Here is a 16002-nt window from a genome sequence, read left to right as displayed (position 1 = left end):
AAGCGCCCGCCACGCGACCAACCCCGGTCGCGCTATACGCGTTTGTGTGGGCATTCGCGCCAGGATTGAGCCGACTGCCTGCCCTCGACGTAGGGCAGGGTATCCGAATGACCCAACGCCAATCACCCGCAGCGCCTATGGCCGGGCCCTCGCGGGCTGCTATGTTGCACTGCATCAGCGTCGTGGGGGAACAGGATGCTTCGTCAGCAAGATGCGCACTTTGGGCCAATGGATTTTCTTGCTGGGGACGGCGAGATGGCGCGGCGTATCCGTGAGACTGACTGGAGTGCACACCCTTTCGGCCCGCCCGAGAACTGGCCGCAGTCCCTGCGGTCCGCGCTGTCGATCTGTCTCAATTCGGCGTTTCCCACGGCCATCTACTGGGGCCCGGAGTTGCGGCTTCTATATAACGACGCCTGGGCCTCGATCCCCGGACCGCGGCATCCGGCCTCGCTCGGTGCGCCCGCGCGCGAGGTCTGGAGCGACATCTGGTCGATCATCGAGCCGCAGTTCAACGAGGTGATCCGCAGCGGCACCGGGCTTTTCCTCGAAGACCAGATGCTGCCCATGCAGCGCTTTGGCTATCTGGAAGAAACCTATTGGAACTATAGCTTTACGCCGATGCGCGGCGAGCTTGGTGAAATCGTCGGGATCTGGAATTCGGGGAGCGAGACAACCGAAAACGTGATCCAGCGGCGCAACGCCGAATGCATGGTGAAGCTGAACGAAGCCCTGCGCAATTGCACCAGCGCGCAGGACGGGATGCAGGTCTCTCTTGAGCGGCTCGGAACCCATCTTGGGGCCGATCTTGTCGGGCTGACGGAGTTCGATGGCAGCGGCACCGTCGTTCCGCTGTGCGAGGTTTACCCGCCGCAATCTTCGGCGCGTCGGCCGGAGGGGGCGTCGATGTTCGGCCCGGCGCTGCTGGCCGAGCTCGAAGCAGGCAAGGACGTCTTCGTCAGCAGAGGCGAGGCGGGGCAGGAGCCCGAGACGGCGGCCTATATGTCAGCGCGCAATCTGGCCAGCGGCGTGCTGGTGCCGTGGCTGTCGGGCGGCGCGCTGCATGCGGTGCTCTATATCCACTGGTCCCGGCACCGATCGACGGGCGTGCTCGACGTGGCTCTGGTCGAGAAGGTGCTCGAGACGGTGATGTCTTGGGCCGAGCTGGAGCGGGCGCGGGCGCGCGAGGCGGTGATGTCTCAGGAGATCGATCACCGCGCGCGGAATATTCTGGCGATCCTGCGCGCCGTGGCGCGGTTGATTTCGGCCGAGACCGTCGCGGATTACAAGGCCAAGCTCGATGACCGGATCGCGGCTTTGGCACGGATCCATGGTCTGCTGTCGCAGCGCAAGTGGGACGGTCTGACCCTGCGCGAGGTGATCGAGGTCGAGATCGCGACCTTCGGCGTCGCCGAAGGCGTTCGCCTGTCGCTGTCTGGCCCCGAAGTTTCGCTGCCGGCGGGTGATGCACAACTGCTGGCGATGATGATCCATGAGATGAGCACCAACGCCCTCAAACATGGCGCGCTTGGTGATCCCGAGGGCGCGCTCGAAGTGGATTGGAGCGTGCGGGACGAAGATGGCGCGGTGTTGCTGCGCTGGGTCGAGCGGTCTGGCCTCATCGCGCCCAAGGCGGATCAAGACGACCTTCCGCGCGGCTTCGGCACCGTTCTGCTGCAGCGTGTGGTTCAGGACCATTTTCAGGGGCAGATCGAGCAAGGCATTGTACCGGGACAGTTCAGCTACGCGGTCACGCTGCGCAACGACGCTTGGTCCGCGGAGCCGCGCAACTCCGCCGCCGAGGTGATCGCGGGGGAAGACGATCCCGCAACGACGGTCCTGATCGTCGAGGACGAGCCGATCATCGCGCTGGATCTCGCAGGCATGATGGAAGACGCGGGCTATTCGCTTTTCGGGCAGCATGGCACCGTTGCTACGGCGCTCGAAGCTCTGGAGAAAGGCATGCCTGACCTTGCCCTGCTGGACGAGAACCTTGCGGGCGAGCGCTCGACAGCTGTGCTGGACAAGCTGATGGCGCACGGTGTGCCGGTGGTGATCATCTCGGGCTACGACGGTGAGGCGATGACCGGCGTGCCCCGGCTTGCAAAACCCATCTCCGAGGCAGAGCTTCTGGCCACGCTGAAAAGCATGTGAGCCCCTTCGCCCGCCGCTAGGCATCGCCTTGGTGATGGTCCGACAGGCACTCGCCATGGTCGCGCAGCACTTCCAGCACCCGGCAATCGGCAACGCTGCCGCCGGAACATTGCCCGATCATCCGCTTCAGTTCCGCGCGCAGGGCTTCGAGCCTGACGATCCGCGCCTCGACCGCGCGCAGTTGTTTCTGCGCGATGGCGTCCACATGGTCGCAGGCGTGGTCCGGCGTGTCCGACAGGTCCAGCAATTCCCGGATCGCCTCGAGCGAAAACCCAAGATCGCGGGCGTGCCGGATGAAGGCCAGCCGGTCGAGCTCGGCATGTCCATAGCGGCGCTGGCCGCCCTCCGTACGCCCCGGTTCGGGCATAAGGCCGATCTGCTCGTAATAGCGGATGGTCTGAACCTTGCTGCCGGTTCGTTTGGCGAGGGTTCCGATGGTCAGCATCTCGATCTCCAAAAGCTACATGCACTGTAGATATTGGCGTGCGGGCGGCAAGACCAGAGGGCGCTAAAATTCTTTGAGAAATTGCTTGAACCTACAGTAGCTGTAGCTCCTATCTTCTGCGTCGACCCTCAGATTCAATTGGGACAGACCGATGACGACGACGACCGAAGAGACCTTGGAATGGCGGGTGACAGGCATGGACTGTGGTTCCTGCGCGGCGAAAGTCCGCGGCGCGGTCGAGCGGTTCCCCGGTGCCTCAGGCGTCGAAGTAGCATTGATGACCGAACGGTTGCGGCTGCACTTGGACGAAACGCAGACCTCGCGGACAGAGATCGAGAGTGCGGTTCGGGGCTTAGGCTTTGGGATCGCTGCGAAGGGCCAACCGACGGAGCGCCCGAAGGGGGCTTTCGTTCTACCTGACGACGCGATCATCCCACTCGCGTCTGCACCAGAAGACGCCGCCGCGGAAGACGCCACCGTGGAAGAGAGCGGCTGGCATCAGACGACCAAGGGGCGGATGCTTATCGGCACCGGCGGGCTCTTGGCTGTGGCTTGGGGCATCGAACTGTTGGCCGGAGGGGGGCTGGCGCATTGGGCCTTTGTCATCGCGACCCTGCTCGGGGCCGCGCCGATTGCGCGCAGGGCGTTCAAGATGGCCTTGGCGGGAATGCCGTTCACCATCGAGATGCTGATGAGCATCGCCGCCGTGGGCGCGCTCTTCATCGGGGCGGCAGGCGAAGCCGCCGTGGTGGTGTTTCTCTTCGCCCTAGGGGAAGTGCTGGAGGGGGTTGCGGCTGGCAAAGCGCGGCAGGGCATCCGCTCGCTGGCGTCTCTGGTTCCCAAGACCGCGCGCGTGATGGTGGGCTCACAGCCGCGCGAGATCGCTGCGGCGCACCTGCAGGTCGGGCAGGTGGTGCAGGTCCGGCCGGGCGACAGGGTGCCGGCCGACGGCACGGTTATCGCGGGCCGGTCCAGCGTCGATGAAAGCCCGGTCACCGGAGAAAGCGTTCCCGCGCCAAAGGACATAGGGGCCGAGGTCTTTGCCGGGTCGATCAATGCCGAAGCCGAACTGCGCGTGCGTGTGTCTCGGGCCGCCGAGGACAATACGATCGCCCGCATTGTGCGACTGGTCGAAGAGGCTGAAAGCGCGCGGGCTCCGACCGAACGGTTTATCGAGCGTTTCAGCCGCTGGTACATGCCTGCGGTCGTCGGTGCGGCGCTGCTTGTGGCGGTGCTGCCGCCGCTGGTCGGGGGCGCAGAGTGGTCGACGTGGATCTATCGCGGACTGGCGCTTTTGCTGATCGGCTGCCCCTGCGCGCTGGTGATCTCGGTGCCCGCTTCCATCGCTTCGGCCCTGTCGACCGGAGCGCGCCATGGGTTGCTGCTTAAGGGTGGCGCGGTGGTGGAGGCGGCGGCGCAGACCTCGCTAGTGGTCTTCGACAAGACCGGCACATTGACCGAAGGCCGCCCGCAGGTGACTGATCTCTGTGCGGTTTCCGATGATGAGAGTGAATTGCTGCGTCTCGCGGCAGCGGTAGAGCATGGCAGCAGTCACCCGCTGGCGCGCGCCATCATCGCCCGCGCGGAGGGGCTGGATATCCCGCCCGCGCAGGACGCCGGAGTTCTGGCCGGGCAGGGGGCCTTTGCCATGGTCGGCGGACTGCGCGTGACGGTCGGCGCCCCGCGCCTTGCCGAAGCGGCGGGTCTGCTGCCGCCAAACGTGGCGCGACAGCTGGCCGGGCTCGAAGAGGCGGGGAAGACGGTCGTGACGGTGTTCACGACGGACCGTCTGCTCGGCCTGATCGCCCTGCGCGACGAGCCGCGCGCCGATGCCGCCAAAGCCGTCGCGTCGCTGGCAGAGATGGGGATCGCCAGCACCATGCTGACCGGCGACAACGCCCGCACCGCGGCTGCCATCGGCGCGCAAATCGGCATCGCACATCAGGCGGGCTTGCTGCCGCAGGACAAGGTGACGGCGCTGCAGGCATTGGCCAAGGGGCGGCGGGTGATGATGATCGGAGACGGGATCAACGATGCCCCGGCTCTCGCCGTCGCCGATGTCGGTCTGGCAATGGGATCCGGCACCGATGTGGCGCTCGAGACCGCCGATGGCGCGCTGCTGCGGGACCGGGTGGCCGACGTCCCGGGTCTGCTGCGCCTGTCGCGTGCCACCATGCGCAACATCCGCCAAAACGTCGCCCTCGCGCTGGGGCTGAAGGGGGTGTTTCTGGTGACGACGATCCTTGGTGTCACCGGGCTTTGGGTTGCGATCCTCGCGGACACCGGGGCCACTGTGCTGGTGACGCTCAACGCGCTGCGTCTGCTCGGCTTTCGGCCGTCTTCGCACTAAGGCCGCGAAACTGCTCTTCGAAGGCCGCGGCGGTGGGCGAGGGCGCGCGGCGCGCCGGGGTCAGCAGGTAGAGCTTGCGTTCGAGCCGCAGGTCCGCGAGCGGGACAAAGGCGATGCCCGGATCGTTGAACAGCTCTACCGCATTGCGCGGCAGCAGCGCGATCCCCACGCCCGCGCGTACGAGGCAAAGCTGCGCGATGGTGGAATGGCTCCGCAGTGGGCCGGTTTTGAACCGCGCGGGCAGCGCCGCGCCCGCAAGCAGCCGCGAGGTGCCGGTGTCCGCGCCCAGGTGAATGAGCTCTTGCGGATCAATGGCATCCAGCGGCACCGCCGCCGCGGCACGCGCCAGAGGGTGACCCGCGGCGCAGGCCAGCCCGAAGAGATCGGCGGCAATCTCGGTCTGAACAAGATCGGGCGAGCTGCGGGCGCGCCCCGCGATGGCCAGATCCAGCCGGTCGTCGGCGACCATGCCCGCCAGCGCCTCGGCAACATCGTCATGCAGGGTGAGTTCCACATCGGGATGGCTCTGCCGGAAAGCGGCAATCGCTGGGGCCACATGCGGGGTGATCGCCGAGGGGGTCGCGCCGATCCGAAGGCGCCCGTGCAGACCACGCGCCCGGTCGCGCAGCCGCGACAGCGCGCGGTCCATGGCCGTGAGCAGCGGCGCCGTCTCGTCAAGAAACTCCTGCCCCAGCGGCGTGGGCGCAGGCGGGCGGGACCGACGGTCAAAGAGCGCGCCGCCGGCGATGTCCTCAAGCTGGCGGACCGTCTCGGTCAGCGCCGAAGGCACCACACCCAGACGGTCCGCCGCGCGGGCAAAACTGCCCTCGGCGCGGATCGCGTGGATGGCCCGCAGGTGGCGCAGGTTGAAGTTCGTATTTTCTGAATCAATCTTCATATGTTTCAATTTCAAAGAATACGGGTCTTCGGTCAATATGCCGCCAGACAGGAGACCCAGATGACCGCCACCGACCGCAGCCTTTCCGACGCCATCGACCGACTTCCCCGCGCCCTGAAGGACGCGGGCTTTCGCGGAGAGGTGACGCGTGACAGCGCGCTCAGGGCGGCCATGTCCACCGACAATTCGGTCTATCGCATCCTTCCCGACCTCATCGTCGCGCCGCGCGATGCCGCGGATGTGGTGGCTTGCATGTCGGTGCTGGAGCGGCCCGAGTTTGCCCATGTCCCGCTGACCGCGCGCGGCGGCGGCACCGGCACCAATGGCCAGAGCCTCAACCGCGGCATCATCCTCGACATGCGCCGCCACATGCACCGGCTGCTGGAGGTCGATCCCGAGGGACAATGGGCCGACGTGGAGCCGGGCATCGTGCTCGACGATCTGAACGCGCAGCTGCGGTCCAAGGGGCTGTTCTTTGCGCCCGAAACCTCGACTTCTACCCGCTGCGTCGTCGGCGGCATGGTGTCGACCGATGCTTCGGGCAAGGGCTCGCGCATCTACGGCAAGACCTCGGACAACCTCTTGGGGGTCGAGATCGCGCGGGGGCAGGGACTTGTCTCCAGCCTCAGTGCCGCGCCGGACTGGGCCGCGCCGATGCTGGCGGCGGCAGAAACCGCAGCGCGGGCCGGGCGCGCGGCCTTCATCAAAAACACCCCGCGGCTCAACCGTCGCTTCACCGGCTATGACCTCGAGCGCGCCTGCCCCGAAGAGGGCGGCTTCCAGTGGTGGCGGCTGTTCCCCGGATCCGAAGGCACGCTTGGGCCGATCACCCGCATCCGGGTGAAGCTCCGCCCGCTGCCCAAGGAAAAGCGCCTCGTGGTCGCCGGGTTTGCCAGTTTCCGCGACTCGCTGGCCGCCGCGATGCCGCTGCTGCTGGACAACCCGACCGCCATCGAGGTGATGGACGAGCGGGTGCAGGCGCTGGCCGAAGAGGCCGGTCTGCTTGGCCGCCTGCCCGAAACCCTGCGTCCGCAGGGCGGCGAAGCACTGGCCTATACGTTCGTTGAATTCAATGGCGATGATGCGGCGGAACTTGCGGCGCGCATCGCGGCTTGTGAGGCGCGTCTGCAGGGCTTGCCCGGCATCCGGGCGGTGCATGTTGCGGCAGGCAGCGATGAAATCCGCGACCTTTGGGCGGTCCGCTCGGCCGGTGTCGGGCTGCTTGGCAAGATCGACGGCCGGTCGCGCCCCGTTGCCTTCGTCGAAGATTGCGTTGTGCCGCCCGAGACGCTGCCGGAGTTCCTCGACGGTTTTCTAGATATTCTCACCCGGCATGGGCTGAGCTTTGGCATCTACGGCCATGTGGATGTGGGCTGTCTGCACATCCGCCCGGCGCTCGACATCGACACAGAGGAGGGCCGCGCGCGGCTGGTGCAGGTTTCTGACGAGATCTTCGAGCTGGTCAACCGCCATGGCGGCATCTTCTGGGGCGAGCACGGAAAAGGGGTGCGCGGCGCCTATCTCGAAGGCTGGATCGGGCCAGAGGCCTATGCCGCGTTGCAGGGGGTAAAGGCCGCCTTCGATCCTTCGGGGCGTTTCAATCCCGGCAAGCTGGTCGCCGCGGGAGCGCCGGTCATGGGGATCGCCACGACACCCTTCCGCCCGTTCAACGCGCCCGAGGGCGACCCGCTGGAAAAGGCCTTCCGCTGCAACGGCAATGCGCAATGCCTCAGCTATGCGGCGAGCGTGCCCATGTGCCCGTCCTTCAAGGCGACGGGGGATGTGCGGCACTCGCCGAAGGGACGCGCCGATGCGCTGCGCGCATGGCACCAGGACCAGCGGACCGGAGAGGCGACGATTGACGAGGCGGATCTTCTCGGCACGCTCGACACCTGCCTCGGCTGCAAGGCCTGCGCCTCGACCTGCCCGGTGCAGGTGGATATTCCGGCGATGCGGGCGGCGTTTTACGCGGAGGTCTACACCCGTAAGGCGCGGCCGCTGACCGACCGGGCGATGCTGCTGGCCGAACGTCTGAGCCCGCTCATGCTGCGCGCGGCACCCGTGATACGCCCCTTCTGGCCGCTCGCGCGGCGCGTGGTAGAGGCCGTGCTGGGCGTGACGGACTTGCCCGGTGATCTGGCGCACCCCTTGCCGCGTTCGGCACGGATCTCACTGGCCGAACTAAAACAGCGCGCGCTTCCGGAGCGCGCGGTTCTTGTGTGGATGGATTGGTTCTCGGCGCTCTATGACGGCGCGACGCAGCGCGATGTCTATCAAGGCCTCACGGCCCTCGGCTATGCGCCGCTTTTTGTCGAGATGCTGCCAGCGGGCAAAGTGGCGGGCGACCTTGGCGACCGGGCGGGGTTTGCGAAGATGGCGGGGCGTTTGGTGGCGGCTCTTAGGGACGGAGCGGCCAGCGGCGCGCCGATGATCGGTCTCGACCCGGCCTTCGTCATGGCGCTGCGGCAGGACTATCGCAATGCGGGGCTCGACGTGCCCGAGGTGCTCTTGCCGCAGGAATTTCTTGCGGCGGAGGTCCGGCGCGGGGCGATGCTGCCGCAGGTGCCCGGCGGAGCGCTGAGCCTCTTCACCCATTGCACCGAAAGCACCGGAGCTCCGGCGGCGCGGAAAGACTGGCAGGAGGTGTTTGCCGCGCTTGGGCTGCAGATCGACACGCCCGCAACCGGCTGCTGCGGCATGGCGGGCATGTTCGGGCACAAAGAACGGCACCAGCAGATGTCTCGCAAGCTGTTCGATATGTCCTGGGCGGAGCCTTTGGCCAAGGCCGAGGCGGCAGTGGCCACGGGGTTTTCCTGCCGCTGCCAGACCGAACGGCTCTCGGGCATGCCGATGCGTCACCCGCTAGGCCTGATTGCCGACCGTCTGAAATAAGCTTCGCGAAGGCTCCAAACCCGGTGTTTTGCCCCCGAAGGCCGCAGGATTGATCACCTGCGCGCCGAAGCTTGCGCGTAGGCACCCCAACCTTCCCATTCCCGTTGCGCCGGCTAACCCGTTCCGCCAACCTGTGGAAACAGTCTATATTGGTGACCAAACCGTCACCATTTTGGTGAATGTTTTTGGGAGGACCCTCGTGAAGCCAGCTGCGCGCCGGGAAATGATTGTGCAACTTGTCGAGGATCTCGGGGAGGTGCTTGTCGACAATCTTGCCGAGCGGTTCGATGCCTCCCGCGAGACGATCCGGCGCGATCTGAACGAATTGGACGGGGCGGGGCGGATCCGCAAGTTTCACGGCGGAGCCCGCAAAGCCTCGAGCCGGGGCGACGGCGGGCTTGTCGAGGGGCCTTTCGACACGCGGATGGAGACATTGGCGGGCGAAAAGGCGGCGATCGGGCGCTGCGCCGCGGACCTCTTTGACGAGGGGGCGGTGATCTTCATCGACACCGGATCGACAACGATCGCCTTTGCGCGGGCACTGGCGCGGCGGCGCGCGCTTACCGTGATCACCAATTCGCCGGAGATTGCCCGCCTTCTTTCCCGTCCTGAGGGCCAGCATCGGGTCTATCTCGTTGGCGGCGAGATTGCCGCCGAGGGGCGCGAGACGCTGGGCGCGCTGGCCATCGAACAGCTTGGCCGCTTCAAGGCCCGTCATGCGGTGCTCACGATCGGCGGGATGACCACCGGGGAAATCATGGATTTCGACCTGCGCGAGACCGAACTTGCCCGCGCCATGGTCGCGCGCGCGGAAGAGGTCACCGTGCTGGCGGATCACAGCAAGCTTGGCCGCGCGGCGGTGTTCGAGGTGGCGGCGCTCACAGACATTGATCGTTTGGTGACTGACCGTTTGCCCACCGCCGAGATGCAGGCGGCGCTGCGCGCGGCAGGGGTCGATTTGATCGTCGCGCCCGACGGGTGACGGCCCATGCGCTGAAACTTTCCGCAAAACCCGCCGTATTCGGCGGGTTTTCTTGTTCATGCACTGCCGCAATGTTGTTGATACGGTCATTATGATGCACGATCAGTCAAAATCCCAAGCGCCAACCGTTTCCGCGCTTTGGAAAGTGACGGAGGCGTAGCTTGACCATTTCAGTGCCCGACACGGACGTCGCAATTATCGGGGCAGGTGTTGTGGGCTGCGCGATGGCACGCCGCTTTGCCTTGGAAGGCGCGCGCGTTGTGGTGATCGAGGCGGGCACAGACATCCTGTCCGGCGCGTCCAAGGCCAATAGCGCGATCCTGCACACCGGGTTCGACGCGCCGCCGGGGTCGCTTGAACTGCGCTGCATGCAGCAGGCCTATGACGAATACCTCAGCATTCGCAATGAGATGAACCTGCCGCTTCTGGAGACCGGCGCGATGGTGGCGGCATGGACCGCACAGGAGGAAGCGCGTCTGCCAGACTTGCTCGCGCAGGCGCAGCAAAATGGGGTGAGCGATGCGCGGCTGATCTCGCGCGCCGAGGTGCTCGCCCGCGAGCCGTATCTGGCGGGGGACGTGCGCGCCGCGCTTCTGGTGCCGCGCGAGCATGTGATCGACCCGTGGTCGGCGCCGCTCGCCTATGCGACGCAGGCGCAGGCGCTTGGCGCGCGCTTCATGTTTGCCGCGCCGCTTCAATCGGCGCGGCGCGACGGCGGCACTTGGCATCTGGCGACTGCTGCGGGAGAGCTGCGCGCAAGAACCGTGGTCAATTGCGCGGGTCTGTACGGGGATCACGTCGAGGCGATGCTGACCGGCGCCAGCCGCTTCGAGATCCGCCCGCGGAAGGGCCAATTCGTGGTCTTCGACAAGGCGGCATCGGCGCTGCTGCGCACGATCCTGCTGCCGGTGCCGAGCGACCGCACCAAAGGTATCGTGTTGACGCGCACGGCCTTCGGCAACCTTTTGGTCGGCCCGACGGCGGAAGAGCAGGAGGCGCGCGACCGTCCCGATGTCACCCGGCCCGAGCTTGACGCGCTGATCGCAAGAGCCGGAGAGATGGTGCCGGGGCTGCGCGACATGCCGGTCACGGCGGTCTACGCCGGATTGCGTCCGGCGAGTGAACGCAAGGAATACCGTGTCCATGCCGATGCCGACCTAGGTTATTACTGCGCCGGGGGGATCCGGTCCACCGGGCTCACCGCCTCGTTGGGCATCGCACGCCACGTTTTCGACCTTTGGAAACAAGCGCATTCCACAACATGGCCAGCCGTTGCCGCTCCGCCGGTCCCCAAGGTGCCCAACCTCGCCGAACACCGCCCAAGGGACTGGCAGCAGCCGGGGCATGACGGCTTCCTGTGCCACTGCGAAATGGTCACGACGCGCGAGGTTGAGGCGGCGCTGCAAAGCCCGCTGCCACCGGGCGATTTCGGCGGCCTCCGCCGCCGCACGCGCTGCGCCATGGGCCGCTGTCAGGGGTTCAACTGCCTCGCCCGGATCGCCAGCCTGTGCGAAGGCCGTCTGCGCGCGCCAATGGTCTCGGAGGACGCGCCATGACTACGCGCGACGGCTATGACGTGATCGTTGTCGGTGGCGGGCCAGCGGGCCTCTCGGCCGCCACGACGCTCAAAGCGCTCGGCGTTGAAAAGGTTCTGCTGCTCGAGAGGTTTGAAGCCGCGGGCGGGATGCCGCGCCATTGCGGCCATCCGCCGTTCGGCCTGCGCGAGTTTCGCCGGATCCTCAGTGGCCCTGCCTATGCGCGCCGGCTGGTGACCGAGGCGGAGCGCGCCGGTGTCGAAATACGCACCCGCAGCAGCGTGCTTGAGCTGAAACCCGGCGGCGTGCTCGAGGTGGCAACGACGGAGGGGGTTGAGCGCCTCACCGCCCGCCGCATCCTCATTGCAACGGGCACTCGTGAGCAGTCCCGCGCCCAACTGCTGGCACCAGGGCTTCGCCCGCTGGGGGTGATGAACACTGCGGCGCTGCAATCCTTCGTCTATCTCGAAGGCCGCGCCCCTTTCGCACGACCGGTGATCATCGGCAGCGAGCTTGTCTCGCTCTCCGCACTGCTCACCTGCCGCTGTCATGGAATCCGACCCGTTGCGCTGATCGAGCCCGACCGGGTGCCGCGCACCCGTCTGCTCTTCATGCAGCTCTGCCGGGCGCTGCGTGTGCCGGTCCATTGCGGGGCACAACTGCTCTCGATCGAAGGCCGCACCCGAGTAGAGGCGCTTTGCCTGCGCAAGGCCGATGGCACGGAGCAGCGTCTGGAGTGCGATGGCATCGTCTTTTCCGGCCGCTTCACGCCCGAGGCCACATTGGCCCGGCAAAGCGCGCTACGGCTCGATCCGGGCACGCTGGGACCGGACGTGGATGCCGAGGGTCGCAGTTCCGATCCGCAGGTTTTCGTTGCGGGGAACGTGCTGCACCCGGTCGAGACGGCGGGCCATTGCTGGGCCGAAGGCCGGCGCATCGCGCGGCGGATCGCAGACGACCTTTCGACGGACGCGCCGATCACGCAGGCGGGGCCTCGCATCACGCTTGGCGAAGGGCTGCGCTACGTGGTGCCGCAATCGCTGGCCCGCGCGGAGGTGGATTGCGTGCTCAACATCCGTGCCGAGGGTGCGGCGCGCGGGCGCCTCGTGCTCCGTAACGCGGCGGGGCAAGAGGTCGCGTCGCGCCGGGTCAACAGCTATCCCGAGCAGCCGCTTCGACTTAAGGTTCCGGCGCAAACAGGCGGCCTGTCCGGACAGGAGCTTGAGTTGCGGTTGGAAGAAAGAGGCTGAGATATGCGAATTCTGGCGCTTGATCAGGGGACGACCTCGACGCGCGGCCTGCTGGTCGATGCGCGCGGCGGCTGCCGGATCGTCACGGCGCTGCGCCACACGCAACATTTCCCCGCCGCCGACCGGGTCGAACATGATCCCGCCGAGCTTCTGGCCAACCTGCGCGCGGTGATCGACGCGGCGGGCCCGGTGGATGCCATCGCCCTGTCGAACCAAGGCGAAAGCTGCCTTGCGTGGGATGCCCAGACCGGCGCGCCGCTGTCGCGTATCATCGTCTGGCAGGACCGGCGCACCGAGGCGCGCCTTGCTAAGATGGCAGAGGCCGAGGCGATGGTGCGCGCGCGGGCAGGGCTGCCGCTCGATCCCTACTTCTCGGCCTCGAAACTGGCGTGGCTTCTGGAAACGCAGCCGCAGGTGGCCGAGGCGCATCGCACAGGGCGGCTCCGGCTCGGCACCACGGACGCCTTTTTTCTGCAGAACCTGACCGGTGCGGCGCTGACCGATGTGACCACCGCCTCGCGCACATCGCTCATGTCGCTGGAGACAGGCAGTTGGGATCAGGACCTCTGCGCGCTCTTCGGTGTCCCGCTGGAGTGCCTGCCCGTGATCCGCGCCACGGTGAGCGACTTCGGGCGCATCGGCGAAACCCCGGTGACCGCAGCTATCGTCGATCAGCAGGCGGCGCTTTACGGGCATGGGTGCCGCGCGCCGGGGGATGCGAAAATCACCTTTGGAACCGGGGCCTTCGCTTTGGCGCTGGCAGGCGAGACACGTCCCGATCTGGAGGGCAGCGGGCTGCTGCCGACGGTGGCGTGGCGTCTTGGAGAGCGGACGCGTTATGCCAGCGACGGCGGCGTGCATGCGGCTGGCGCGGCGGTGGAATGGGCGCTGCGCGTTGGGCTCTTGGACGGCCCGGAGGCGCTGGCGGCATTCGATGCTGTGCCCGCCATTGATCGCGATCTGGCTTTCGTTCCCGCGCTGTCGGGTCTGGCCGCGCCGCATTGGGACGGGTCTGCTGCGGGGCTCTTCATTGGCATGACCGGAGCCACGACGCGGGATGATCTGGCGCAGGCGCTGATCGAAGGCGTGGCGCTGCGCGCGGCTGAGGTGGTGGAACGGATGGGGCAAACGCAGGGTGCCATCGAGCGCATTTCCGTGGACGGTGGGCTGAGCCGCTCGGAATACCTGTGCCAGTTCCTCGCGGATGTGACCGGCGCGCAGATCGTGCTGCCGGGGACGGAAGAACTCACGGCCTATGGCGCGGCGCAATTGGCGGCGCTGGGACTGGGCGTGAAGCTGCCCGCCCCGCTGCCGAGGGCAGAAATCACCCCCCGCGCCTGTGACAGGGCAGCACGCATGTCGCGGTTTTCCGACGCGGTGACGCGGGCCCGTGGATGGCGGCAGTAGGGGTGTTTCGGGCTCAGTTCTCTCCGTTTTGGCGGTGTGGAGCCATCTCCCATATCGGGCGAAAAATAGACCATTCGGTCAGTTTTGATGTGGCGCTCTCCAGCGCGGATTCCGAAACCGCACTGCAGAAGGCAGGGCTGTGTAAAAAACAGGCCAAACTGTCGCCCAAGCGGCATTTCTCTTGCGAGTCCCTTAACTTCCCCCGGGCAATGCACATAGTGCACATGCCAGCCTCCGGCAGGCTTGCCCGGCGTGACGCGCACCCTGCATTTCTTGCTCTGCAAGCACGGCAGAGCGCGCCGGGACGGGAGTTTTCCCGTGACCTAGGATCACCTCGGTCATACGCTGACCGAAACCACAACCCGCCCCGATTTCCGACGTGGGTGTGGCTCTGAAAGACCGAACAGGAAAGCAAAGCTCATGACCTCCGAAAACCCGCCGCTCCCCTTTGTCTGCCGCAAGACGCCCGCGCGGAGCACGCAGGGCATCGTGGTGACGAACCATCCGCTTGGCTCGGTGGCGGGGCACGAGATGCTCGCCTCGGGCGGCAATGCGGTGGATGCGGCGGTGGCTTCGCTGCTGGCGCTGACTGTGGTCGAGCCGATGATGGTGGGCATCGTCGGCGGCGGTGTGGCGCATCTGCGCCTGCCGAACGGAGAGCACACGGTTTATGACTGCCTGTCGCAGGCCCCGGCGGCGGCAACGCCGGACATGTTCCAGCCGGTCTCGGACCGGCTGCCGGACTACATGGAGACGGCGGGCCGCCGCAATCTCGTGGGCCCCTCGGCAGTCGCGGTGCCCGGCAACCTGCAGGGCTGGTGCGCGATGCAAAAGGCCCATGGCGCGCTGCCCTTCGAGGATGTGATCGCTCCGGCGATCCGTTACGCGCAGCGCGGTTTTGCGGTGACCAACTATCTGGCCTCCAACATTGAGCGCCACGCCGAAGATATGTCCAAGGACCCCGAGATCTCGCGCATCTTCCTGCCCGGCGGCACCCCGGCGAAACCCGGCCATCGGCTGGTGCAGGGCGACTATGCCGAGAGCCTGAAGCTTGTAGCCAAGGAAGGCGCCGCGGCGTTGCACGGCGGCGCTCTGGGCCGCGCGCTGGTTGACCGGCTCGCCACCGGCGGGCCGGATGCGGGGCTCGTCTCCATGGCGGATCTCGAAGGCTACACCGCGAAGGAGCGCGATGCGATCTTTGGCAGCTATCGCGGCCATGACATCGTCGGCCCGCCGCCGCCCGCCTCGTCGGGCGTGCATGTGGCGCAGATGCTCAACATCCTCGAGGGCTTTGATCTGGCGGCCATGGGCTTTGACAGCCCCGAGCGCCTGCACCTTCTGGCCGAAGCCATCCGCATCGGTTTCGAAGACCGCCGCGCCGCTTCGGGCGATCCCGATTTCGTCGATATCCCGGTCGAGAAACTGATCTCCAAGGCCTATGGCGAGGCATGCCGCGACCGTATGCTCCTCGCGGGCGGCGCGGGCCATGTGCCGCCGGGCTATGAGAGCCGCAACACCACGCATATCACCGTGGCGGATCGCGATGGGCGGATCGTCTCGGCAACGCATACGATCAACGGTCTTTTTGGTGCGCGTTTCATGGTGCCGGGGACCGGCATGATCCCCAACAACTACATGTACAACTTCGACCCGCATCCCGGTAAGGCGCTGTCGATCGCACCGGGCAAGCGTGTGCCCACCTCCATGGCGCCGATGATCGTGCTGAAGGATGGCAAGCCGAGCTTTGCGCTGGGGCTGCCGGGCGCCGTGCGCATCTTCCCCTCGGCGATGCAGGCGATCATCAATATGATCGATTTCGGCATGACGCCGCAGCAGGCGGTCGAGGCGCCTCGGGTCTGGACCGAGGGCGCGCATGTGGAGCTTGAACCCGCCTACGCGCATCATGCGGAGGCGCTGACCGCGATGGGCCATGAGGTGCGCGTGGTGCCGCATATCGGCGGCGGGATGAATGCCATTGCCTTTGGCGCCGACGGCGAGATGACCGGGGCCGCCTGCTGGCGCGCCGATGGCACGGTCTCGGCGCTTGGCGGCGGGCTGGCGGGCGAAGGCATCGCTTTCCATATCTGAC

10 protein-coding genes are annotated in these 16002 nt (G+C 66.7%); 8 read left to right on the top strand and 2 right to left on the bottom strand.

Annotation, left to right across the window (positions count from 1 at the left end; genetic code table 11):
* The first annotated feature begins 255 nt into the window (after nucleotides 1-255).
* Nucleotides 256-2154 carry an HWE histidine kinase domain-containing protein gene (locus tag G0A00_RS19880; protein ID WP_164183365.1) on the top strand — a complete coding sequence of 633 codons (1899 nt, stop codon included), beginning with the start codon at nucleotides 256-258 and terminating at the stop codon, nucleotides 2152-2154.
* A 16-nt stretch (nucleotides 2155-2170) separates the two neighbouring features.
* On the opposite strand, the gene G0A00_RS19875 is transcribed toward G0A00_RS19880, so the two are convergent.
* Nucleotides 2171-2599: a helix-turn-helix domain-containing protein gene (locus G0A00_RS19875; protein WP_164183367.1), complete on the bottom strand. Its 429-nt coding sequence runs from the start codon at nucleotides 2597-2599 to the stop codon at nucleotides 2171-2173.
* Nucleotides 2600-2750: 151 nt separating this feature from the next.
* On the opposite strand from G0A00_RS19875, the gene G0A00_RS19870 reads away from it, so the two are divergent.
* Nucleotides 2751-4949, top strand: coding sequence for a heavy metal translocating P-type ATPase (locus G0A00_RS19870; protein ID WP_164183368.1), 2199 nt, complete (start codon nucleotides 2751-2753; stop codon nucleotides 4947-4949).
* On the opposite strand, the gene G0A00_RS19865 is transcribed toward G0A00_RS19870, so the two are convergent.
* Complete coding sequence (locus G0A00_RS19865) at nucleotides 4906-5847, bottom strand: LysR family transcriptional regulator (RefSeq protein ID WP_164183370.1); 942 nt, start codon at nucleotides 5845-5847, stop codon at nucleotides 4906-4908. The genes G0A00_RS19870 and G0A00_RS19865 overlap by 44 nt on opposite strands.
* 60 nt (nucleotides 5848-5907) lie before the next feature.
* On the opposite strand from G0A00_RS19865, the gene G0A00_RS19860 reads away from it, so the two are divergent.
* The 6 genes from G0A00_RS19860 (at nucleotide 5908) to ggt (ending at nucleotide 16001) form a co-directional block, all read left to right on the top strand.
* Nucleotides 5908-8739, top strand: coding sequence for an FAD-binding and (Fe-S)-binding domain-containing protein (locus tag G0A00_RS19860; RefSeq protein ID WP_164183372.1), 2832 nt, complete (start codon nucleotides 5908-5910; stop codon nucleotides 8737-8739).
* Nucleotides 8740-8962: 223 nt separating this feature from the next.
* Nucleotides 8963-9721, top strand: coding sequence for a DeoR/GlpR family DNA-binding transcription regulator (locus tag G0A00_RS19855; RefSeq protein WP_203595447.1), 759 nt, complete (start codon nucleotides 8963-8965; stop codon nucleotides 9719-9721).
* A 161-nt stretch (nucleotides 9722-9882) separates the two neighbouring features.
* Complete coding sequence (locus G0A00_RS19850) at nucleotides 9883-11277, top strand: NAD(P)/FAD-dependent oxidoreductase (protein WP_235953181.1); 1395 nt, start codon at nucleotides 9883-9885, stop codon at nucleotides 11275-11277.
* Complete coding sequence (locus G0A00_RS19845) at nucleotides 11274-12506, top strand: NAD(P)/FAD-dependent oxidoreductase (protein ID WP_164183375.1); 1233 nt, start codon at nucleotides 11274-11276, stop codon at nucleotides 12504-12506. Before G0A00_RS19850 ends, G0A00_RS19845 begins: the two co-directional genes overlap by 4 nt.
* A gap of 3 nt (nucleotides 12507-12509) precedes the next feature.
* The gene (locus G0A00_RS19840; protein WP_164183377.1) at nucleotides 12510-13913 is read left to right on the top strand and encodes an FGGY family carbohydrate kinase; all 1404 of its coding nucleotides are present in this window, start codon (nucleotides 12510-12512) and stop codon (nucleotides 13911-13913) included.
* Nucleotides 13914-14333: 420 nt separating this feature from the next.
* Complete coding sequence (gene ggt, locus G0A00_RS19835) at nucleotides 14334-16001, top strand: gamma-glutamyltransferase (RefSeq protein WP_164183379.1); 1668 nt, start codon at nucleotides 14334-14336, stop codon at nucleotides 15999-16001.
* Nucleotide 16002: the final 1 nt, after the last annotated feature.

This window comes from Salipiger sp. PrR002 (assembly GCF_010500775.1).
GTDB lineage: Bacteria > Pseudomonadota > Alphaproteobacteria > Rhodobacterales > Rhodobacteraceae > Salipiger.
The sequence above is the reverse complement of the archived record's forward strand: the minus strand, read 5'-3'. Positions and strand labels throughout refer to the sequence as shown.

Excerpts from the sequence above, each read along its gene's own strand:
- G0A00_RS19880 (WP_164183365.1), top strand. The coding sequence starts at position 256 with ATGGCGCGGCGTATCCGTGAGACTGACTGGAGTGCACACCCTTTCGGC.
- ggt (WP_164183379.1), top strand. The coding sequence starts at position 14,334 with ATGACCTCCGAAAACCCGCCGCTCCCCTTTGTCTGCCGCAAGACGCCC.
- G0A00_RS19840 (WP_164183377.1), top strand. The coding sequence starts at position 12,510 with ATGCGAATTCTGGCGCTTGATCAGGGGACGACCTCGACGCGCGGCCTG.
- G0A00_RS19870 (WP_164183368.1), top strand. The coding sequence starts at position 2,751 with ATGACGACGACGACCGAAGAGACCTTGGAATGGCGGGTGACAGGCATG.
- G0A00_RS19855 (WP_203595447.1), top strand. The coding sequence starts at position 8,963 with ATGATTGTGCAACTTGTCGAGGATCTCGGGGAGGTGCTTGTCGACAAT.
- G0A00_RS19860 (WP_164183372.1), top strand. The coding sequence starts at position 5,908 with ATGACCGCCACCGACCGCAGCCTTTCCGACGCCATCGACCGACTTCCC.
- G0A00_RS19875 (WP_164183367.1), bottom strand. The coding sequence starts at position 2,599 with ATGCTGACCATCGGAACCCTCGCCAAACGAACCGGCAGCAAGGTTCAG.
- G0A00_RS19865 (WP_164183370.1), bottom strand. The coding sequence starts at position 5,847 with ATGAAGATTGATTCAGAAAATACGAACTTCAACCTGCGCCACCTGCGG.
- G0A00_RS19845 (WP_164183375.1), top strand. The coding sequence starts at position 11,274 with ATGACTACGCGCGACGGCTATGACGTGATCGTTGTCGGTGGCGGGCCA.